Genomic DNA, 20,109 nt, shown 5'->3' with positions numbered 1-20,109 from the left:
GCGCTCACACCCCGAAAATCTTCATCACTTCATCGCCAAAGTGATTGATGACTTTCACGGCAAAGCGACCTGTTGAAGGGCGCGAAAATGGTCGGGACTTATCTCGGTAGAGTGTTTCCCACGCCTCCTTATCGATCTCCGCCTTGAGACTCGTTTTGAGTGATTTGTAAGGATCATTCGCGCCCATAAAGTATGCGTGCCGAACGAAAAAACTTTCCTCATTATAATCGGTGTCGATGAACCACGCGGCGATATCGTCCTTGCCACTAGCACGAACATCACCAGTTTTTGGATCGAATACATCCACACCCAAAACTTCGACGACGATGTTGCCGTCCTCATCGAAATCCCATTCGATGTCAGGTTCACCGAAAACAACGAACAGATTGCCGGCTCCGGTGTTCTTCAGTTCCTCCGACATATGAAGGTCGGGATTCATTTTGGCTTTCAGGATCGGGAGCGGCCCAATCTTGGTGAGCTCCGAAGTGTGCGCTTCAAAATTGAAGCCGCAGGCAATTAGTGCATCAAACCGCGTGTCTAGTGCCTCCCGAGCCGCGGCAGTGAGATCAGCTCGTGTTACGGTTCCGAATTCTGGCCCGATGAAGATGGCAGCACGCTTCTCGGTCTCGCCTTCCAGGAAACGACCGTCAGCTGCGATATATGCGCCTGGCCAGCCGTCTATTGAAGTGAACGTAATCCGATCATCCTTCGCTGCCTGATGCACACCTGCCGACCTCAGATTATCGATGATCATCTGCGTGAAGTCGTTTAGAGGTGCCTCTTGATTTTCAGCAATACCGTCGTTGCCACTACCGTTTGCTGACGCAACCTCTTCACCCTCAGGAATGATGCGGTGAGGAGATAAACTTTCCACCGTAAACGGCCCAGTAACGCGAACCTTAGAGGTGTCCTCGTATGGCCGATCGTAGAGAAGTTCTATGTCTGCCTTTTGAGCGATGGATTTATCAATCTCTTCTTGACGCGCCTTCCGAAGCTCCCACCAATCGGCATGTATCTTGAGTGCTGCGTCGGACCACCCGTCACCAGCCTCGCGAGGGATTTCCCATTCTTCCCAACTTACACCGACACTCTCGTTTAAACTTTTACGGAGAGCTTCGAGGCGGTCCTGATAGTTCTCCCAAATGACATCGATTTCGGCATTGTTCGCGATGGATTTCAGCGTGATGTGCGGCGCTCGCTCATAGACGAAGCCCTGACGGATGTCGCCACGGGCAGGCGCGTCAGAAGGGGGCTTGCCCTTGAGCTCGGCTTCCTTCCGACCGCCGTCCTCGCTGTCGGCAAGGAGATAATAAGGATAACGCGCGCTCATGAGGCGGGCGCGGGCCAGCGCGAGCGACACGCGGGAGGTATCGATGGTGATCCATCGACGGCCCCATTGCTCGGCGACATAGGCGGTTGTTCCTGATCCGCAGGTGGGATCGAGCACGAGATCGCCGGGGTCGGTGGCCATGAGGATGCAGCGCTGGACTACTTTATTTGTCGACTGAACGACATATATTTTGGGGTCGTTGAAGCCGCCAGATTGTGTATCCAACCAGACGTTAAGAATTCTCTTGGCCGGAAAACTATCCCAATACAGACGGTGGGCGAGATTGTTTCCCGCTCTAAGTATTTTTCCCGCCCGAACAAGCCTTTCCATACCTGGGAGGTTTGTTTTCCAATGAGAATTTCCTCGCGGCTCAAACCCCTCACCTTCGAAAATAAGCGCTTGAGGCGATGAACTCCGCCCGTCCGAAGTAAGCGGTCCATAGCGAAAAATACGACTACCCGACGGTAAGGGAGTTTCGCGTCTTCTCTCTTCGGGCGTCATGCGTCTAAACGTGGTGTCGGGAAGTTCCAATAATGTATAATTCGGGTCGGCTGGGCTCGGGTCAGGCAACGACTCATATAGTCTACGGACTTTCATTTGGGTCCGGTTGCGAGCGTACCATAGCGCATAGTCTAATACTGCTGGTGCATCGGATTGAGAAAAGCCGCCCGTCTTTTGAAATGCAATTTGAGAAACAAAATTTTCTTCACCAAAGACTTCATCCGCTAGCGCACGTACCCGGTGTACGTTCTCATCGCCAATCTGAACAAATATGCTGCCGCTTTCAGTCAACAAATCGCGCATGGTGGTTAGCCGGTCGCGCAAGTACGTGAGGTATGAATGAATGCCGTCCTTCCACGTATCTCGGAAGGCCTTTACCTGTTCAGGCTCGCGGGTGATCTGGTCGAGTTTCCCGTCCTTGACCTCGCGGCTTCTCGTAGACACCTGCCAATTTGAATTGAACTTGATCCCATACGGCGGATCGAAATAAATGCACTGTACCTGCCCCCGCAGCCCTTCACGCTCTGCAAGGCTCGCCATCACTTGAAGGCTGTCGCCCAGGATCATGCGGTTCTGCCAATTTTGGTCGTGCTGATAGAACTCAGTCTTTGCATCGGGATCGAGGCCGTTGAAATCTTCAAATAAACTGAGTGTATCGGACTCCGCCTCTTCCCGTTCCTTGGTCTGGCGCTTCAGGTCCTCAATGATCGCTTTGGGATGGATTTTTTCCTGGATGTAAAGAGGGGGCGCTTGCACTACGAGATCGGACCAATCCTTCTGGTCCTTGCCTCGCCAAACTAATTGAGCGTTCCCAATCTCAAGTTTTCCCGTCTCCGTCAGTTGATTGATCTGGTCCTTATTGAGGCGAAGCGTCGTTCCCTTCCAGACGATCTGCGGGTCGAGGTCTTTGTCGCGTGGTCGTGTTTCTCCTTCGGTTAGCTGGTCGGCACGGGGGTATCTTACCGGCTCAAAAGGACTCGTCTCTTCGATGCGCTGCGCGGCAGATTGCAGCTCGGCAGTTGGAATATTCTTCCGCGTAGCCTCCTCATGGATCAGCGTCTCAACCTGCTTGTTCTTCTTTGTCGTTTTTCTTGCCATCAGGTTGCGCCCTCTTCTTGCAGTGTTTTTGTAGTCTCTCCATTGATTGCGCGATCGATGAGTTCCTTAAATGCCTTGTCGATCTCGTAAACATCATTGAATTCTTCGAATGCCCATCGGCCATAAAGACCGAGATTATTGACCCCTGGCACCCATTGCGTCCGCACGGTTTGTGATTTCAGCTTTACGTTTTCGTTTCTGAAGCCCTTTACCTCCACGACGAGGTTTAGCGGGTCTTCTTTGCCGTGGCCGTCGTCAATCTTCACTATGAAGTCAGGGATGTAATGCCGCGCCGCTGAGCCATCTTTGTAGGGAACCTCGAAGCCAAGTCCTTGGTTCTTGGCGTAGGAAATCACGTTCGGATGTTGCTCGGCTACACGCGCGAACTCAGCTTCCCAGTCACTGTCGATCACAACGTAGTTGATGTGACACTTTTTCGGCTCCGTTTCGTAAAGGTCCTTCGTCGTCGAAAAGCCGACATGCGAAGTGGAGGAGCTGGGATTGTAAGGGTCAAGGACGGCTTTAACCCGACGCTTGTCGCCAATCGAATCGACGATCGCGTTATAGATGCGTTCGGTGGCCTGGTTAGCGACATTGAGGTACTCCAGCATCCACATGCCGGTGTCGCCCTTGCACTCCAGATAGCCATCATCAATCCACTGACGCGCAATGCGTTTGATCTGCCAAAACAGATGCAGCTTGGGCTCACCGTCGGCATCTTTGAAATATTTCATCAAAAGGTGCTTAGCGAGATCGTACGCAATCGTGCTTGGCCGTTTGGACTGCGCCTCGGCGGCTGAGATCATCACCCCTTCACCGACGATACCTTCCATCAATGTCTGGCCCGGGCCGACGTCTTCCGGCGTAAGAACCAATTTCGAGTCGTCATTAAAGTTTGCCGTCAGACGCTCTTCGGGAAGATCGACGCGATAACCGGTGACGCGCGGGAATAGAATCTCCAATTCCGAGCGCTCTCTGACCGCATGGACGCGTGTTGTCTTCTTCGGCGGCTTGACAGGTGCAGGTTGAGGCTTTGCTGTAAAGTCGAATGGGATGCCCATGATGTCGGCGTATTCGACATTGAACAGGTCTTCATTATTCAGCTCGTACGAATAGCGCCGCAGCCCCCGCCCGACGACCTGCTCACAAAGCAGCTGAGTGCCAAAGGCGCGGATGCCCAAAATATGCGTGACTGTGTTGGCATCCCATCCCTCCGTGAGCATCGAAACGGAGACAACGCATCGAACCTTCTCACCTAGTCGGCCTTTCTTGCCGACCGTGTTCATCACTTCACGAAGAAGCTCTGCATCAGAAATTTCGCCAACATCACCAGCACCTGATCGCTGGATGATTTCACGCTTGAACTGCTCGATCTCCAGAGAAGCAATCTCACGGAAGTTCTTATCCAACGCATCGCCGGACTCGATCTGATTGCTATCGATCAATAGGGTGTTGGGTCGCGCAAACCGGTTGCCATTTTCGTCGAAGTTTCGGAACAGTTTGAGATGGCCGTTGTGCTCAAAGACCTCCTCTCCATCATCGTTTGGTCGTTGCCACCCTGAAATCCATTCATGGACGAGCTTCGATGTGGAAGTGTTGTTGCAGACCACGATGAAGACCGGAGGCGTCTCGATACCCGCACGCTCCCATACTTCGAACGTTTCTTCATAGTGCTTGTAGAGAGTGTGAAGAGCGGTCTTCAGCTTGTCGGGGATTGCCAGGGGATCGCCTGTAAGTTTTCCCTTCTTTGGCATGTCTTTGCCGATGTGTTCCCAGAGGTTCCGAAAGATCGGAACGTCGGCACCGGGGATGTTATCGGCAACCGGCACGCGTGGCAGCTTCACGATTCCGCACTCAATGGCATCGATGAGTGAGAAGTCGCTAACGGTCCAAGGGAATAACGTGCCTTCGGCCCAACCAGACCCGCTCAGAAAGAAGGGTGTCGCCGACAGATCGTATACGGCCCGAACGCCCAGCTTGCGCTTAAAAGCTTCGATGCCGTTGATCCAAACGCGGGCCGCTTTGTTTTCAGCTTCGGCTTCCTTCTTTTCATCGCCTTTCAGGTCGTCAATATCTTCGTTACCGGGCTTTTCCCTGTAACAGTGATGAGCTTCGTCGTTGATGACGACAACATTCTTGAGACCCATAAGCTCTTCAGCGACGCGCCTAACCATCTGGCCTTCGGTCTCTTGTGTCCTAAGTGGCTCACCTCGACCTTGCAGAAGCGACTTTCCAACCTTGTTGACATCCATCAGCTCACGGAGCTGAAACGAGTGATAGTTGGTGATGACGATCTTAGCTTTGTTGATGTCCTCCAGCATGTCTGCCGGAACAAGTTCGCGGGTTTTGTAATAGCTCTCGGGATCGTTAGGCTGCAAAACACGCAATCGATCGCGGATGGTGATTCCAGGAGTGACGATAAGAAAGCCACGAGTGAAAAGCTTGCTTGTAGGCGAACGAACAGCATTCACAGTTTGCCAAGCCATAAGCATGGCCATCACGGTCGTCTTGCCGGCACCGGTTGCCATTTTCATCGCAAGACGGAGTAAATCGGGGTTGGCTTGTTCGTTTGCCCCCTGGATGTGATCCCATATGTGCTTGTAGGTCTTCTGGTTCCGAGCGACTTCGGTAAGCCAGATGATCGTTTCCACCGCCTCTACCTGACAGAAGAATGGGCGGACGCCCTGGAAGTCATATTGCCGCCAGTGCTGAAGTAGCCGCGCAGTGGTCGGGGTCACCCCCCAATCAGTTTGGCTCGGAAGTTTTCGCCAGCTCGCCACAGCTGATCGTATTTCATTGATGATCGGGGTTGGATTGTACTCCTGTTCGTCCGATGAAAGTCCATCATCAGCTTGCAGGTTCATGGAAGTTTGCTTGTCGTCAGACTTCGCACGGCGTTTGCGCGGCTTGGGAACAGGGGTGATTAATTCAGAACGTCTGCGCCCCATGACCGGGGGTTGATCCAGCGGCTGGCCTTCTTCGTCCAATGCGTGATGCCGGGTGGGCTCCTCATATGGAGAGTTCAGGATCGGCTGTTCGTAGAACGTCTCGGTCATACTTGGGTACAGCCTTTCTTTTTGCGGTCAGCACTATGCCTTGCGGATTTAGTTTCCGTCGGCAGATTGCTTTGAACATACTCCCGCATGAATTCGCGCAGCACCTGGGCGGCAGGTTTGTCCTGCGCCTTACAGGCTTCGAGGAACTGCTCTCGCAGTTCCCTCTGAACGCGTATCCGTAGCCCTACATCCTTCATGCGTGCAAGTGTAACCAATGGCTACACATTTTTATAGTGAAAAATCCCGCATTTATTGAATCGCGCCTCCTTAAAGCCTGCTTCGCCGGAGCCGTCCGTCGCCCTCAACCCTGACCGGGGCGACGCGCGGCGATCGTGCGGCAGGCTTAGAGCTGCTTTGCTGGAGAGTCTGAAAGTCTCTTCTCGCGCGAGGGATCGTAACCCGAATGGGCCGAAACCGTGCGAAGCAGGGGTTCGGTGAACGCCAAGGCTTCGAAGCGCGCAGCGCGTGAAGAATGACGCCGCAAGCACGAATAGAGCCCGGTCCGGCAAAGACGGGCGCGCCCAAACACTGACAACGTCTCTCTCACTTAATCCGTGACCAAGTCGTGACCGTGCTGTGCCGTCTCTGCCCTCCTATCTACAGCTCACCCAAGTGAGCAACGGAACAGAAGATAGAGGAAAGGAGACACCCCATGCCCCGAACTTACAAAAAGCCCGACAGCGCCATCGAGCAGGAGTGGATTGCTCTTACCGGCGCCGACGGCCGCGGACAGCGTAATCCCTATGCCCCGTGGTCAGTTTATGTCCCGCCGGCACGGCCAACTCCGCACAGAACGCCGCTAAAGCCGCCGCGCACTCCCCCGGTTCAACAATACGGAACCATCAAGTTCACGCCTAACCGGGCGTTACCTGCGAGCCGTGCCAAGGGAGGACTGAAGCTGTTCCTCAAGGTGGTTATGTACGCCGTTCTCAGCTTTTTCGGACTGATCCTGGCGGTGTCGATCCTGGCGGCTATTATCGCCCCATAGTAAAAGCCGCCCGGTCAGCGAAGCCGGGCGGCTTTTCTCGTAAACGCGGATCGAACAGACAAAGGGCGATCACGGCTAATGAAGCGGGAATTCCTTCTTGGCTCCTTTGGCGGTGTCGGGGTCAAAGGACAAGAGCCGTTTCATGGCGCTGTCCAGCTCTTCCTTCTTGCGCACGAACCCGTCACGCATGATCTCGTTGAAGCTCTGCGTCGCCGATGGCATGTGCGCGAAATCAAGAACCTCGCGCAGGTCAAAATTATAACTGTTCATGGCCTCGACGACCTCGAACACGGCCTCGATGTAATCGCGTTCTTCGCCCTCGGGGAGCATTTGGATCATGGCCCCGAGATGATCGACGTCGCATTTGAGTGACAGATGCGAATGGTCGCGCAACGCGTAGTTACGATCGGGAATATAGTTCCCCACCTGGTAGCGTATGGCCGCATAGACATTGCTGTCGTCGTACTCAAACCCTCTTAGATGAAACCTTCCAACACCCGGATATTTTGAAACGCCCTCCATAATAACCCCAACTAAACAATATTATTTTTATCTACACTGATACATTTTAAGTAAAACATAGATAATAATTGGTTAACGCGCTGCGCAAAGCTTGCTACATACCTGGCCCGCGCGGCCGTCGTGGCCGCGGGTGCCTTTGCTGCCGCCGCTTTTCCGCTTCTTCGAGCCGGCGCTTGACCTCACGCTGCCGCGCGGTCATCTCCTGACCGGCCTGCCGCATCTCATCGGTGAGAGTCTGCCGCCGCGTCTCAGCCTGCAGCGCTTGGGCGCGCTCAAGTCGCTTGCGATCGAAAGCAAGTGACCGGTTTTCGCGCTGCTCGATCCGCTTCAAGGCTTGCTGCTGTCCTCGCAACGGCTTCGCTTCATTTCCGTAACGCCGGTCGAGCGCCTCATTCTCCTCTTTGTGGCGCTCTTCGAGCCGAGCGAACGGCTTGCGCGCCAGCGGTCCCAACACCGAGCGCAGGACCGGCACGCGATTAGCAAGCGCCATGACCGCCCTGGCCGCGCGCGCAAACGGTCGCTTTCTTTCCTGCTCCTGCGCCTTGTGCAGGGCCAGGCGCTCACCACGCTGCTTGAGCTCAAGCTTCTGCAGCCTGCCATTCAGCGCGCCCCGCCGTCCCGCCTGCCGGCGTTTGAGCTCATCGGGCGAGCGCCGCAAGCGCGGCAGCTCCTCATCATCAAGCTGCTCCTCATCGGCCATCTTGGCGATGCGCGCCCGCACAGTTTTCACATCCGGCAGATCATCAGGGCTAAGCGGTGCCAGCTTGGCGCGCACGTCTTTGGTATTGGCACCGCTAATCTGCCGCGGAAGGCTGTGCACGTGACCGGCGCGATCAACGACGACGAAACCGCGCTTATCGCCACGCGCGAGAAAATAGCCGCGCTGTTCCAGTGCCGCCTGAAAGGCCTTGCCGCGCGCGCTGTTGAGGTAAGCTTCCGTGATGGCGGCGCGCCGGGCATCGGCCTGCAGGCCTGAGCGCCCGGACTGCGCCAGCTCGCCCACACCGACGTCACGCGCCTGACCGTTATAGCGCTCTGCGCCGCGATTGCGCGCCAAGCCCTCGGGCAGCGGATGCTCGAATTCAGCGGCGAGCTCCTGGGCCACCGAGCGCAGCTTCTGGCGGTCATGGGAAAGCTGCACCGCTTTCATGCCGGTCACATCGATACGGGACCAGACGACATGGCAATGCTCGCGCGCAACGCCATCCGCGCCCTGCTTGACATGAAAGACGACCGCGCGCGGCTGATCAGACAGACCGAGCTTGTCGCCGATGCGATCAATTACGGCACGATACTGGTCACGGGTCAGCGGCTCGGCCGGATTGATCGAAAGGCTGTAAAGCGGCTTGCGGCAGCGCGTGCCGGTGGCCACGGCTTCGAATTCAGCGAATGCGCCGTGAAGATCGGTGGCTTGGGTCTGGGTCAGCTCGTCAATCTCGACGGAATCGTTGTCGTAGAGATTGAGGAGATGACTGGCGAGATCGCTACCGGAGCTGCGGGCATTGCCTTTGAGGATCATGGCCGCCGCTCCCGCTTACGGCTCGCGGCCCAGCGCTTCGAAAAAGAGCGCTCGAAGCTCGGCAAGATCACGGTGAACGGCATCAATCACATCGCCGCATGCTTTCGGGTCGCCAGTATCGGCGGCCTGCCGGAAGGCATGGCTCATGCGACCCAACTCGCCAATCAGCCGTGCTGCGAGCTGGCGATTGACGCCGGGCTGACGCTCCGCCCGCAGCGGCTTTCCCTCAAGGGCCATGGCCCTCAAATAAGCCGAAACCGACAGCCCGGCCCGGTCGGCACGGGCGCGGATTTGTTCGGCTTCTTCAGGGGAAAGCCGCACGCGAAGGGCGGCAGAGCGGACACGGTTTTCGCTGCCGCTAGCTACCATGAGGCACCTCGAAAAAGCGGAAAGCCGGCGCACGGGGTCCAGGGGCAGAGCCCATGGGCGCGGTCCAGCAATGACATGGCTGGTCGTGGTTCAGGACGCGAAAGTCTTGATCGCGAGGGGTACAGGCGGACGGCGATCCGTCCCCCTGTTCGATGGGGGTTTGGGGGCAGCGCGACAGCTCCTCCCAGCCGCAGGGATTGCAAAGGGAAAGCGGGATTTCCTTTTGCCCGTGATGCGTTTTCGTGAGCCCACTCACGCGTCCTGATCCGTGCCGCTGTGCGGCCTCGGATCGGCGGTAGATAAACGCATCAATCGCCGGTGCAGGGTTCGATACCCGAAGTCCGGCGATATCGAGCGGGGGATGCAACGGGGGCGGCATTTGAGCCCCCTTGCCAAGGTGGCGCGGTGGTACCGCGCACATCTTGCATAAAACCAAAACCTCCATATCACCTATGATACGGGGCTTTCGGCACGGTCTCAAACTTCAGCGCAAAAAACTCTACAGATCAATCCGAAACGATCTGCATCGTTCCACACTGACCATTATCGGTCACTTCGAATCTGCGTCGCGAGCCTCATCCTCCTCACTCTGCTTTATCCTGTCTGAGGCCCCTGAATTGTCCTCCGGGACATCCGTCTCATCCGCATCTTCTACTTCGACATAGTCCGGCTCTTCCGAGGTCGCCTTACCGTGCAACTCGGAATAGACGTGATCGTCTGCCAGGATGCGCTGGAAGTGCACGCGATAGAAGCTGGCCATATTCCCCTGGGGATCGGGGCTGGAATCCAGCCGCTTATCGACAACGTTGCCGATATAGCCGTAAGCGTCGTTCCAGACGGCGACGTCCTCCGGTTTGACCGCACGCATGATGTAGAATTTTTCGTGCCATGATCCGAGCTCCTTGAGCAGGATCAGGAGATCGTCGCCGCGCGGCAGGCATAGCCCTTCAAAACCTGTTGTAAAATCCCTGCCGGAAGGATCGCCCTTACGCCCGTGAAATAATTCGTCCGCTTCAAAGAAGGGCGAATGCGGCACCTCCCTGATCCTAAGCTCGGCCAGCGGCTCGCTCGGTGCCTGTTCCCCACCAAAATCCCAGACTTCATACCTGCCGAGATGCAGCTCCCGCATGCGCTGCATATAGGCTTTGCGTTCGGCGAAGCCTTCCGGCAGCTCATAAAAATCGGCGATGGCATCGCCGAGATCATAGATGGGCTCGGGATCGTCCAGACTTTCGGCGAACTGCTTGTAATAGGCGATGGTGGCATCAAGCGTTTCCTTGGAGTCTTTGAGAAAGCGCTCCAGCGTGCGGTCGTCAATGGTCAGAGCGTCTAAGCCCAGACGCTCTTCGATCGCCTTGGCGAGCTTTTCACGGCCGAGCTTGTAGCTGTCCTTATAGCGCTGCAGCGCGCGCCGGATCGCCGCCCGCTGAACCTGAGAAAACCGTTCGGCCATTTCTCCTACCGCTGTCCCTCTAGTTCCCGTGACCAGACCGTGACCTGGGGCTGGACGGGTCGCATCCCTATCCTCCTGGGCAACAGCAAACCAAAGCTAACAGCCAAGAGGATGAATATGAACACGCAGCGCAAAGAACCCAAATCCTATGCCGAGATCGCATTCGGTTTCGGGTTGATGGGATTGGGTTACTGGCTGTGGCCGGAGGGCTCAGCCTACGCCCAGCAATGGATCGCTTCCGGTCTTTGCGGTTTTCTCGGCGGCGTCACCGTCCTCAAAGGCACGCAGACTTTCCAGCGCGAACTCAAAGTCAAACGTGACCGCGAAGCTGCCGCGCTGCCTTCCGGCACCTACGGCAATGCGCGCTTTGCCGGCCTGGATGATCTGCAGGCCAGTGGCCTCACACATCCGGCCGGTTTGTTCCTCGGCGCTCAGGATGGCGTGCCCCTCTTCTACGATGGCAAAGCTCATCTGCTGACCGTCGCGCCCGCCCGCCAGGGCAAGGGCATTACGGTGGTCATTCCGAACCTGCTGCATTTCCAGGGCAGCGTGTTCATCACTGACCCCAAAGGCGAGCTTGCCGCCGTTACGGCCGCGCACCGCGCCCAGACCTTCGGCCAGAAAGTCATCGTGCTGAACCCGTGGGGACTGCACGGCCTGCCGCAGCATCGCTTCAACCCGCTGCAGGGACTGGTCGAAGCAGCTGCCGATGAACACCTCCGGCGCGGGCTGATCGAAGATGCGTCGGCGATCGCCCTGCAGCTGGTGCCCGAGCCCAATGATGCGAAGAACCGGTATTTCCGGGAAGGCAGCCGCAAAATCCTGCGCGCCTTGATGCTGCATTTCGCAACGCGGGGTCAGCCCGAAAAATGCACCCTGCCCGAGCTGTGGCGCACGATTCAGAACGTCACGCGCCTCAAAGACACGCTGATCGCCATGGCAGGCAGCGAGGCGCTTCACGGCGTCGTGGCTGATTTCGCGAGCGACCTGTCGGCAGTGATGGCGGATACGCCCGAGCAGTTCGGGGATTTCCGCGAAGGCGCGGCCCAGGCGGTGTCGATCTTTGATCCCAACGGGTATGTCGGCGAAAGCGTGATGGGCTCGGACTTTTCTTTCCGCGAGCTGAAAACCGGAAAGGTCTCGATCTATCTCGTCATTCCGCCGGATCGGATCGCCACGCACGGCGCATGGCTTGGTCTGCTGACCAAGCAGGCGATCGACGCCGTGGGCCGGACCCAGGGCAGCTCCCCCGTGCTGTTCATGCTCGATGAGTTCGCCAATATGGGCAAGCTCGCCGGTCTCGCCGAGAGCCTGACCGCGCTGCCGGGTCTGGGCGTGCGGGTCTGGATGATCGTCCAGGAGCTTGCTGATCTGCGCCGCGTCTATGGCCGCGAAACCACCGAGACCATCGCCTCGCAGGCCGAGGTCAAACAGTTCTTCGCCGTCCAGAACCCGGAGCTGGCCAAAGCGCTTTCAAGCCAGCTCGGCACCAGGACGATGAAGACCAAGAGCTTCAATCTTGGCCGCGAGGCTGACGATCAGGTCGGTGAAACGCTCGGCGAAACCGGACGTCCCCTGCTCTCCGCCGATGAAATCCGTCAGCTACCGGCAATCAAGCAGCTCCTGCTGGTCAAAAGCCTGCCGCCGGTGCTGGCCGACAAAGTCGCCTTCTGGGATGTCGCGCCCTGGAACCATTGGGCTGCGCCCAACCCTGTCGAAGGGGCGCATCCGCAAAGCAAACCGCTTGTCACGCTCACCTATCAAAAGAAGGAGGAAGCTAATGTCTGACTTTGAGGTCACCGTTACCGGCGCGCGCCGGATCACTCCCAACCGAGGCCGCATCGCCATCGGTCCCGCCCTGCGCTGGCTTATCCGCCCGCGGATTAAGACCTGGCTGCTTCTGGTCATAATCAGCTTGGGCCTGATCTACGGCACGCCGCACCTGATGATCGCCTATCGGTGTCACAAGGCCTACGGCCAGTGCGTCACCTACAGCGATTGCCGCTATATCGGCATTCAGGGCTGGCGCCATGGCCGCCCGGTAAACGGCCAGTGCAGCTATGTCCGCATCATGCCGATTGACTGGCATTAGGAAGCTGTAACCCGTGAGGATAGGAAGCTGCACGACTCAGGGTGCAGGCGCGGCGCCCTGCTGGTCGCACTGGCAAATATACTTGTCGAGGACCCTGTACTTCATGAGGTACCAGCTCAGGCTGAAGACAGGTGCACCGAGCATGCTGAACGAGCCGAATTCAGCGAGACCTTTGAGGACTGGAAGCTCGTTTTGAAACCTGCCCGCAGCTTGTGCCATCTTCGCACAATAGTCGAAGCGGACGCAGAGCTCTCTCAGCTTCTCCATGTGTTTGTCTGCGAAACGTTTGACAGCGCGCGACAGCGCCTTTGCTTGCTTCTTTAGTTCCTCGGGGGACAAGCCGGGCGCTCCGAATACCGGCTGGCCACCCAGCATTAAGAGCTCTTCCTGATAATAGCGCGCGATCTCGTGATCGCCCGTGGTCAAGTATTCTTTAGAATGAGCTGTGAGCTGAACCTCGCTCAGAGAATCAAGTTCAGACTCGCTTATGTCTGGAAGCGTTGCCATGACTGCCCCCGGCCTGCGAGCAAGTCAATAACGCGAAGGCCCTGGTGTCAACGCGAGATCATTTTGGTTGCGGCGGCTGGGGACCTTTGCCATTCGACTGCGCGAGCTCAGCTTTCGCAAGCATGTTTGCCACTTCACTATGGCCAAACTCGACGGCACGGTCACGTGCGGTGTACCCGTTGTCGTCGGCGTAATTCGCATCCGCGCCGTACCGAAGTAGGAGGGCAGCCGCGTCCTTCTTGCCAGTCAACGCTGCGAAAAATAACGGCGGCACACGGTGCTCCTTGACCGGCAGAGCCAGTACCCGGTTCGGGTTAAGGCCTTCCGAGAGAATCCCCTCCATCTTGGAAATATCGTCTTTCTCTATGGCAGCCAACAAGTTTATCTGTTTAGAGCGCAGTCTAAAATGAAATATATCTCTTAATACAAGCATTAATACATCCTTTTTATTGTTATAGAAATTATCTATACGGGTTTAAGCTTTAAGGTCAAGTGCGTGGCTAAGAAAAAGAGGGGCGCATCTTTTGCACCCCTCTTCGGATTAGGACTGACCAGCGTCCTCATCAGCCTGCGGCTTGCGAAGAACGATGCGTCCGTTCATCGGAACCGTTTCCAGCTGAAGGGTCATGCCCTCGCCGTCCTTGTGATCCCAGGCCGCGCCGATACGGCTCCAGAAGGACTTCTCGTCCCGCTCTGAAACGTGCCAGGCGATAAAGGCCGGCGCTTTGGATTCGCGGTTGGTGCTTGTGTTTTGGTTTTTATCACGTGTCATTGTCTTTCTCCTTTTCAAGTGGGTTGCTCTTTACGCCCACTGATCAGGACGGCTGCAGTCCGCTAGCTGCACCGCCAGGGGAACAGCTCACACGGGAGCGCACGCGAATGGAGCGGGCAAGCTGTTGCAGCTGCGGCAAAGGCGGCCAAGTTGGCGTCGATTAAGAGCAATCCCTCTTGAAAACGGCGGAAGCAGACCAATGGCGCGCGTTTAGCGAAATCCCGAAACACCACCGCACGTTTCGAGAACAAGCGCCGCCTGCCTCCTATCGCTAGAAACATGAGCGAAGCGACTCAAAGCACAACTGATCGCGGGTTCGGCAAGCGGCAGGCGGATTGCAGAAAGCGGGCCGACTCAGCCTATAAGGAGATATGGACCAAAGACAGAGAAGCACCGCCTCCGAGCTCGAAACGATGATCGAGTCTGAGCTTCGCCAGGAGGGCTGCGAAACCATTCGCGCATCGGTTGAGGCTCAGGGCGATGATGGTGATTGGAGCGCCAACCGGATAGACGAGCCCGGAACAAGCTGGGAGTGCAAGCACGCCTTCATTCACATTGTCAGCCGGTTGCAGAGAGAATACTTTTTTGACTACAGCGATTAATGCCGCCCCGGATGCAGTCAGTCCGGCTTTAGGCAGTGACTCTTGCGCCTAAGCGCGAGCAGCGGAAAGCAACTCATTTGTCCTGCGCGCTTCGCGTACCAGAGCCATAACCAGCAGGCTCGACTTCTCCTCCTACCCTGACGACTACCGCCACAGAACCTTTCTGAAAACCGGGATACCGCCCTGATAGGCATCAGGCGCAAGCGTTCGTCACAAGTGACGAAGCTCCTCCACTTTCGTTGCGGCCTAAAGGTGCGCTGCGCCTATGCGGAACGGATTCCGCGCTCCTCCAGGAAAGGTCCCGATGGGCGGGGCCTCCAGACAAAGGAGGAGACAATGAGCCGTCTGATTTTGGCCCAGGAACTCAAAACCCACAGCATCGCCGAGCTGTTTTCGCTGCTCGCCGCAATCGACCAAGAGCTTGCCTGCAGCAAGGCTGGTTCACACCAGCGCAGCAATGCGATCGCTTCACACGAGAATGTCCAGCGCGAACTGAATCGCCGGCTTTCCCGCCACCTGCAGCCGGTAGCGTCCCCGTAAGGGGGCGCTTCCATTACTCTTCGACAGCGCGTGGCAATTCACGGCTCGGGAACTTGCGTTGCCAGGTTTCGATCAGAAAGAGCGCAGCGGTGCTTGCCGCATGGATGGCCAGACTGGCAATGCGCTGATCGATCCGGGTGTAGCCCCGTTCGCGACCATGGGCATCGCCGCCGTGGGTACGCAGCGCCCCAACGCCTTCAATGACGGTGGCTAGACCGCCCAGGACCTTGCGCACGTCGTCTGTAATCTGCGGATCGATGTCGGTGCGATCCGGCGAAAGACCGAGCGGTTTCTTTACGGCATTGAAGAGCCCTTTGATATCTTTCTTTGCAGGGAGCGGTTCACCTAACTCGACAAGAATGGAACGGCAGACGCTTTCGACGGTCGAACAGGCAGCCGTCACTGCGTCTTCAGGGTCGGTCTTGGCGCTATCGAGCGCACGTTGCAGATCGCGCGATACCGTATCGAGATTCAGAATGCCGGCCGCGCCGGACAGTGAAGTCGTAACCGGCGCTCGCGTGCCCGCTTCGATCTTTTGGATCAGCCCGAACAGCTTCTCCTGATCGCGCATATCTTCCTGCGTGCCGATGTGCTGTGGCCCGCGCATGTCGCCCCGGTAAGCCCATAGCTTTCGCAATACCTGTCCAACGAAATATCCGTCCTCAAGCTCGATTAGGGAGCGCAGGTGGTTTGCTTTGGAAGTCCCACGCGCGTCGTACTTGCCGCTGTAAATGTCGATTCCGAACTCGTCCTCGAAAAATTCAGCGAAACTGCGGTTGGAGAAATCGAGCACATAACCGCCACCCATTTCGAATATTTCATCAATCAAACGCATTTCGGAGCGCTTTAGAGCAACCATAGAGCCTCGCCTCCATAATAACCCAGAGAGTATTGTTGCCACAAACTTGCCACAAGGCGAAAAAGCTCAAATAAGAGAATGGCGGATTCTTGCGGGTTACAGAGGGGTGGCATTTTGTGGCAAAAGACACCTCTAAACGCTGTTTCTCTTAGTGTTTGCGTGCTAAGTCATTGATTTTAAATGGTGCCTCGGGGCGGATTTGAACCACCGACACAAGGATTTTCAGTCCTGACTAAAAGCCTTGGGTTCTAAGGGTTAGGGAGAACTTGCCACAGATTTGCCACATGACTTTCGAGACATCGACGCAATCAAGCAAGTCTGCTCCTGTTCTTCCCATTCGACACGCTCTATTACATGGCCATAAATATTCAGGGTGGTCTGAATATCCGAGTGACCCATCAACCTCTGAATCCTTTTCAGATTGACGCGATTCGCAATCAACATCGATGCGTAGAAGTGCCTGAGGTCGTAAGGCTTGTACTTAGGCGCTGCGACCGTCTCGCCGTCTATTTCCTCTTCTTCGACGAGCCCAGCTTCCACACACGCCGTTTGAAAACCTCTTCGACGCCAGTTGTTTGAGCTGAGCCAGGTTCCGTTTGCAGTTGGGAAGACTAGGTCGAACTTGTTCGGGGGGGCAATGTGATCGGCATAGTGCTTGACCATATCGATGGTGTCGGGACTGAGATCGATGAAGCGGCGACCTGCTGCCGTCTTGGTGGCGGATATGTGTTTGCCTCCGGCGTCGAGGGCGCGGTCCACTGTGACGCCGCGGTCAGTCAGATTTTCTCGCGGCAGAACGAGATACTCTTGGGGCCGCATACCGCTGTCCACAGCAAGGTACAGCATCGGGCGGTAGCGTTCCCACGTCTTAGCGATCTGTTGGTTGCGATGGTTCGCAAGCCGATCGGCAGCCGAGAGAAGCTGATGAATTTCACGCTCAGTAGGGATTTGCACCGGCTCGTCGTAACGGGATGCCGCAGTGACCCGCACACCCGCGGCGAAGTCATGCTTTAGCTGGCCGCGATTGACAAGTTCGAGCACCATAGAATGAAAGTAAGATAGGACTTTGCGAGCCTGATCGCGGCTATGGTTTTTGAGAAGCCATGATCGGAACTCCACGACATCCGGGGCTGTCAGCTCATTGAGTGGCTTAGGCCAGTCATATGCTTTGATGATCTCAGCACGATAGCGATAGGTTTTCAGCGTGTAGGTCGTTACCGGACTGCGGCCGCCCCGTCCTTCCTTCTCACAAACATCGAGCCAGATTTGTACGCCTTCGCTAACTGAGAGCGGCTGAGATGCAGCTTCTAAGGATTGCCGCGCCGCGGCGTCCTCACGAAAAGCCCTCGCCTCCTTCATGGTGTTGAAGGTGGCGTATGCGTAGCCCGATTTGGTTTTCGTGCTGGGGTATCGGACTTGGTACGTGGTGCCTTTGCTACCTACCCGCTTCCTAATATCTGACATATAAAATCAATTTCAGTATCCTTATAAAGAATCACAGTTGCTTTATTCACGCAAGTTCTTTTCAGCGTCTACTTGCAACTGATTGTAAATTCGCACCAGTGAACCGCGCTCTATCTTCAGTTTTCCATCACTCGGATCAATAAAAAAGGGCAGCTTGCGCCGCCCATGTACATCCGGCTCTGCCGCCCGCTTGATTTGTCTGTCGGATAGATTGACGCCCATTTTATCCAGCAACAGACGCGCTTGGTTTAGGTTTATATACTTTGGCATATCCATGATTCAGGCCTCTCTTCAATAGGTATATAATCAAAGGTTGTATATTTATTATCCTATACAACTATTTAACATAATATTAACTCTATCTGTTACGGCGCTGTGAGAAAGGCTTCCGGCGTGACCAGGTCGTGACCGTGTGGATTCTGCCCTTCGTCTCCATAACGGAGACATGGAACAGGCGCGGCAAAATCAGAAGACGGCCCAGGATAGACGGGAGAGCTTTGAGCGCCTCTCTGACCTGGTGCGCTATCTTGCCAAGCGCGCTGCCGAACGCGACTATGCCGCTCTGCAATCCGAACACGATCAGCAAAGCCGCCCACGCCCCTGCGGAGGGAACGATCAATGACTCGCGTCGCCATCTATGCCCGCTACTCCTCCGACCAGCAGCAAGAGGCCTCAATCGAGGATCAGTTCCGGCTGTGTAAGGAACGCGCTGAAGCCGAAGGCTGGGAAATCGCCGGCCAATACAAAGACCACGCCACCTCGGGCGCTTCGATGCTGCGCCATGGCATTCAGCGGCTGATCGAAGATGCACTTGCCGGCAAATTCGAGATCGTTGTTGCCGAGGCTCTGGATCGCTTGTCACGTGATCAGGCTGACATCGCATCGTTCTACAAGCGCATGCGCTTTGCTGATGTCCAGATCATCACCCTGTCCGAAGGTGATATCTCTGATCTACATATCGGCCTGAAAGGCACGATGAATGCGCTCTTTCTCAAAGACCTTGCCGATAAGACACGGCGCGGCCTGCGCGGACGTGTCGAGGCCGGCAAGTCGGGCGGCGGCAACTCCTACGGCTATGATGTGGTGCGCAAGGTAGCGTCAGACGGGACACCGCAGCGTGGCGAGCGCACCATCAATGACACCGAAGCCAATATCGTCCGTCGCATCTTCAGCGAATATGCCGCCGGAAGGTCTCCGCGCGCGATCGCCAAAGACCTCAATGCCGAAAAGATTGCCGGCCCTTCGGGCTCAAGGGGCAATAAGGGCTGGGGACCGTCAACCATTCACGGCAACCGTCAACGCGGCACCGGCATTCTCAATAACGAGCTTTATATCGGTAGGCTCGTCTGGAACCGGCTGCGCTATATCAAAGACCCGGAGACGGGAAAGCGCGTTTCGCGTCTGAACCCGGAAAAGGACTGGATCATCCAGGACGCGCCGGCACTGCGGATCATCGACGATGATCTGTGGCAGGCCGTGAAGGCACGGCAAGACTCACAAAAAGCAGATTGGAACACGAGCGGCTTTTGGGACCGCAAGCGTCCGCGCTATCTGTTCTCCGGGCTGATGAGTTGCGGTGTCTGCGGCGGCGGGATTGTCAACCTCAACGGTGTGCGGGTCGGCTGCGCCAATGCGCGAAACAAGGGCACCTGCGATAACCGCCGCACCATGCGCCGTGATCTGCTAGAGGCAACGATCTTCGATGCGCTCGCCCATCATTTGATGGAGCCCGAGCTGTTCGCGCTTTTCTGTGAAGAGTACACGCGTCACATGAACAAGCTGCGCATCGAAGCAACCAGTCAGCTTGCCGGCTATCAGGCCGAGCTGAGCAAGGTGACCAGAAACACCGACCGGCTGATCGATGCCATCACGGACGGCGTGCCGGCCTCCCAGGTCAAAGAGCGCATGCTCAATCTTGAACGGCGAAAGGCAGAGCTGCAGCGCCTGATCGATGAGACGGAAGAGCCGCCGGCACTGCTGCATCCGAACATGGCTGAGCACTACCGCAAGGAAGTTGACCGCTTGCACGACGCTCTGGCCGATGAAGACCATCGCCATGAGGCGGTCGCCATCATCCGGGACCTAGTCGATAAGATCGTGCTGCATCCGCAGCCGGAAGGCTCCAAAACCACCATGGCCATCGACCTGCACGGCGATCTGGCCGGTATCCTGAGCCTGGCCGCCGAAACGAAAAAGCCGCCCCGGAAGGGCGGCGATTTTCGGGAGTCTACAAAGTTGGTTGCGGGGGCAGGATTTGAACCTGCGACCTTCAGGTTATGAGACGAATGACGGACCCAATAAAAAATTGTTTTCGAAAGCTTATTATCTCTAGGAATGCTATGTGTGCTAGGAAATGTGCTAGTTAAAGCAGTGTCGTTTCCAATAGAAGATCGGCATCGGAAAAATCTTGTCCTGCCGCCAACAGATGAGCCAGGCC

18 protein-coding genes and 1 tRNA gene are annotated in these 20,109 nt (G+C 56.5%); 6 read left to right on the top strand and 13 right to left on the bottom strand.

What is annotated here, in order from left to right; translation table 11 throughout:
- Window positions 1-4: 4 nt before the first annotated feature.
- Window positions 5-2,929 (bottom strand): site-specific DNA-methyltransferase, encoded by a 2,925-nt coding sequence (locus tag ACFQ2F_RS03960; RefSeq protein WP_379086003.1) that lies wholly within the window; start codon window positions 2,927-2,929, stop codon window positions 5-7.
- Window positions 2,929-5,985, bottom strand: a complete 3,057-nt coding sequence (locus ACFQ2F_RS03955) for a BPTD_3080 family restriction endonuclease (protein ID WP_379086000.1) — start codon at window positions 5,983-5,985, stop codon at window positions 2,929-2,931. The genes ACFQ2F_RS03960 and ACFQ2F_RS03955 overlap by 1 nt, the downstream gene beginning before the upstream one ends.
- Window positions 5,986-6,637: 652 nt before the next feature.
- Between ACFQ2F_RS03955 and ACFQ2F_RS03950 the strand changes: the two genes are divergently transcribed.
- Window positions 6,638-6,973, top strand: coding sequence for a hypothetical protein (locus ACFQ2F_RS03950; protein WP_379085997.1), 336 nt, complete (start codon window positions 6,638-6,640; stop codon window positions 6,971-6,973).
- 75 nt (window positions 6,974-7,048) lie between these two features.
- Here ACFQ2F_RS03950 and ACFQ2F_RS03945 read toward each other — a convergent pair whose 3' ends face one another.
- The 4 genes from ACFQ2F_RS03945 to ACFQ2F_RS03930 all read right to left on the bottom strand — a co-directional run bounded on the left by ACFQ2F_RS03945 (window position 7,049) and on the right by ACFQ2F_RS03930 (window position 10,836).
- Entirely contained in the window at window positions 7,049-7,495 is a 447-nt protein-coding gene (locus ACFQ2F_RS03945) for a hypothetical protein (protein WP_379085994.1), read from the bottom strand.
- 94 nt (window positions 7,496-7,589) lie between these two features.
- Entirely contained in the window at window positions 7,590-9,014 is a 1,425-nt protein-coding gene (locus ACFQ2F_RS03940) for a relaxase/mobilization nuclease domain-containing protein (protein WP_379085991.1), read from the bottom strand.
- Between the two features lie 15 nt (window positions 9,015-9,029).
- Window positions 9,030-9,383: a plasmid mobilization protein gene (locus ACFQ2F_RS03935; RefSeq protein WP_379085988.1), complete on the bottom strand. Its 354-nt coding sequence runs from the start codon at window positions 9,381-9,383 to the stop codon at window positions 9,030-9,032.
- A gap of 550 nt (window positions 9,384-9,933) precedes the next feature.
- A complete protein-coding gene (locus ACFQ2F_RS03930) occupies window positions 9,934-10,836 on the bottom strand; it encodes a hypothetical protein (protein ID WP_379085985.1) in 903 nt (300 codons plus the stop codon).
- Window positions 10,837-10,953: 117 nt separating this feature from the next.
- Here ACFQ2F_RS03930 and ACFQ2F_RS03925 point away from each other — a divergent pair, with 117 nt between their 5' ends.
- Together ACFQ2F_RS03925 and ACFQ2F_RS03920 are read left to right on the top strand one after the other, a co-directional pair.
- Complete coding sequence (locus tag ACFQ2F_RS03925; RefSeq protein ID WP_379085982.1) at window positions 10,954-12,624, top strand: type IV secretory system conjugative DNA transfer family protein; 1,671 nt, start codon at window positions 10,954-10,956, stop codon at window positions 12,622-12,624.
- Window positions 12,617-12,928, top strand: a complete 312-nt coding sequence (locus ACFQ2F_RS03920; protein WP_379085979.1) for a hypothetical protein — start codon at window positions 12,617-12,619, stop codon at window positions 12,926-12,928. The genes ACFQ2F_RS03925 and ACFQ2F_RS03920 overlap by 8 nt, the downstream gene beginning before the upstream one ends.
- A gap of 36 nt (window positions 12,929-12,964) precedes the next feature.
- On the opposite strand, the gene ACFQ2F_RS03915 is transcribed toward ACFQ2F_RS03920, so the two are convergent.
- The 3 genes from ACFQ2F_RS03915 to ACFQ2F_RS03905 form a co-directional block, all read right to left on the bottom strand.
- Window positions 12,965-13,435 (bottom strand): hypothetical protein, encoded by a 471-nt coding sequence (locus ACFQ2F_RS03915; RefSeq protein ID WP_379085976.1) that lies wholly within the window; start codon window positions 13,433-13,435, stop codon window positions 12,965-12,967.
- A 58-nt stretch (window positions 13,436-13,493) separates the two neighbouring features.
- Window positions 13,494-13,868, bottom strand: coding sequence for an ankyrin repeat domain-containing protein (locus ACFQ2F_RS03910; RefSeq protein ID WP_379085973.1), 375 nt, complete (start codon window positions 13,866-13,868; stop codon window positions 13,494-13,496).
- Window positions 13,869-13,976: 108 nt separating this feature from the next.
- Entirely contained in the window at window positions 13,977-14,207 is a 231-nt protein-coding gene (locus ACFQ2F_RS03905) for a hypothetical protein (protein ID WP_379085970.1), read from the bottom strand.
- 371 nt (window positions 14,208-14,578) lie between these two features.
- Between ACFQ2F_RS03905 and ACFQ2F_RS03900 the strand changes: the two genes are divergently transcribed.
- Together ACFQ2F_RS03900 and ACFQ2F_RS03895 are read left to right on the top strand one after the other, a co-directional pair.
- A complete protein-coding gene (locus ACFQ2F_RS03900; RefSeq protein ID WP_379085967.1) occupies window positions 14,579-14,809 on the top strand; it encodes a hypothetical protein in 231 nt (76 codons plus the stop codon).
- Between the two features lie 336 nt (window positions 14,810-15,145).
- Window positions 15,146-15,349, top strand: a complete 204-nt coding sequence (locus ACFQ2F_RS03895; RefSeq protein ID WP_379085964.1) for a hypothetical protein — start codon at window positions 15,146-15,148, stop codon at window positions 15,347-15,349.
- Window positions 15,350-15,362: 13 nt separating this feature from the next.
- Here the strand turns inward: ACFQ2F_RS03895 and ACFQ2F_RS03890 are convergent, their stop codons facing one another.
- The 4 genes from ACFQ2F_RS03890 to ACFQ2F_RS03875 all read right to left on the bottom strand — a co-directional run bounded on the left by ACFQ2F_RS03890 (window position 15,363) and on the right by ACFQ2F_RS03875 (window position 17,948).
- Window positions 15,363-16,184, bottom strand: a complete 822-nt coding sequence (locus tag ACFQ2F_RS03890; RefSeq protein WP_449288917.1) for an abortive infection family protein — start codon at window positions 16,182-16,184, stop codon at window positions 15,363-15,365.
- Between the two features lie 205 nt (window positions 16,185-16,389).
- Window positions 16,390-16,506, bottom strand: a tRNA-Phe gene (locus ACFQ2F_RS03885).
- The gene (locus ACFQ2F_RS03880) at window positions 16,464-17,672 is read right to left on the bottom strand and encodes a tyrosine-type recombinase/integrase (protein ID WP_379085958.1); all 1,209 of its coding nucleotides are present in this window, start codon (window positions 17,670-17,672) and stop codon (window positions 16,464-16,466) included. The genes ACFQ2F_RS03885 and ACFQ2F_RS03880 overlap by 43 nt, the downstream gene beginning before the upstream one ends.
- 42 nt (window positions 17,673-17,714) lie before the next feature.
- The gene (locus tag ACFQ2F_RS03875) at window positions 17,715-17,948 is read right to left on the bottom strand and encodes a hypothetical protein (RefSeq protein WP_379085955.1); all 234 of its coding nucleotides are present in this window, start codon (window positions 17,946-17,948) and stop codon (window positions 17,715-17,717) included.
- Window positions 17,949-18,290: 342 nt separating this feature from the next.
- On the opposite strand from ACFQ2F_RS03875, the gene ACFQ2F_RS03870 reads away from it, so the two are divergent.
- Window positions 18,291-19,952, top strand: coding sequence for a recombinase family protein (locus ACFQ2F_RS03870; RefSeq protein WP_379085952.1), 1,662 nt, complete (start codon window positions 18,291-18,293; stop codon window positions 19,950-19,952).
- The last annotated feature ends 157 nt before the right edge of the window (window positions 19,953-20,109 follow it).

This window comes from Methyloligella solikamskensis (assembly GCF_042676065.1).
GTDB lineage: Bacteria > Pseudomonadota > Alphaproteobacteria > Rhizobiales > Methyloligellaceae > Methyloligella > Methyloligella solikamskensis.
Note: the sequence above shows the minus strand (reverse complement) of the source record. Positions and strands in the feature narration are given on the sequence as shown.

Coding starts and splice junctions, on each gene's coding strand:
- ACFQ2F_RS03960 (WP_379086003.1), bottom strand. CDS start 2,929: ATGGCAAGAAAAACGACAAAGAAGAACAAGCAGGTTGAGACGCTGATC.
- ACFQ2F_RS03955 (WP_379086000.1), bottom strand. CDS start 5,985: ATGACCGAGACGTTCTACGAACAGCCGATCCTGAACTCTCCATATGAG.
- ACFQ2F_RS03950 (WP_379085997.1), top strand. CDS start 6,638: ATGCCCCGAACTTACAAAAAGCCCGACAGCGCCATCGAGCAGGAGTGG.
- ACFQ2F_RS03945 (WP_379085994.1), bottom strand. CDS start 7,495: ATGGAGGGCGTTTCAAAATATCCGGGTGTTGGAAGGTTTCATCTAAGA.
- ACFQ2F_RS03940 (WP_379085991.1), bottom strand. CDS start 9,014: ATGATCCTCAAAGGCAATGCCCGCAGCTCCGGTAGCGATCTCGCCAGT.
- ACFQ2F_RS03935 (WP_379085988.1), bottom strand. CDS start 9,383: ATGGTAGCTAGCGGCAGCGAAAACCGTGTCCGCTCTGCCGCCCTTCGC.
- ACFQ2F_RS03930 (WP_379085985.1), bottom strand. CDS start 10,836: ATGGCCGAACGGTTTTCTCAGGTTCAGCGGGCGGCGATCCGGCGCGCG.
- ACFQ2F_RS03925 (WP_379085982.1), top strand. CDS start 10,954: ATGAACACGCAGCGCAAAGAACCCAAATCCTATGCCGAGATCGCATTC.
- ACFQ2F_RS03920 (WP_379085979.1), top strand. CDS start 12,617: ATGTCTGACTTTGAGGTCACCGTTACCGGCGCGCGCCGGATCACTCCC.
- ACFQ2F_RS03915 (WP_379085976.1), bottom strand. CDS start 13,435: ATGGCAACGCTTCCAGACATAAGCGAGTCTGAACTTGATTCTCTGAGC.
- ACFQ2F_RS03910 (WP_379085973.1), bottom strand. CDS start 13,868: ATGCTTGTATTAAGAGATATATTTCATTTTAGACTGCGCTCTAAACAG.
- ACFQ2F_RS03905 (WP_379085970.1), bottom strand. CDS start 14,207: ATGACACGTGATAAAAACCAAAACACAAGCACCAACCGCGAATCCAAA.
- ACFQ2F_RS03900 (WP_379085967.1), top strand. CDS start 14,579: ATGGACCAAAGACAGAGAAGCACCGCCTCCGAGCTCGAAACGATGATC.
- ACFQ2F_RS03895 (WP_379085964.1), top strand. CDS start 15,146: ATGAGCCGTCTGATTTTGGCCCAGGAACTCAAAACCCACAGCATCGCC.
- ACFQ2F_RS03890 (WP_449288917.1), bottom strand. CDS start 16,184: ATGCGTTTGATTGATGAAATATTCGAAATGGGTGGCGGTTATGTGCTC.
- ACFQ2F_RS03880 (WP_379085958.1), bottom strand. CDS start 17,672: ATGTCAGATATTAGGAAGCGGGTAGGTAGCAAAGGCACCACGTACCAA.
- ACFQ2F_RS03875 (WP_379085955.1), bottom strand. CDS start 17,948: ATGGATATGCCAAAGTATATAAACCTAAACCAAGCGCGTCTGTTGCTG.
- ACFQ2F_RS03870 (WP_379085952.1), top strand. CDS start 18,291: ATGACTCGCGTCGCCATCTATGCCCGCTACTCCTCCGACCAGCAGCAA.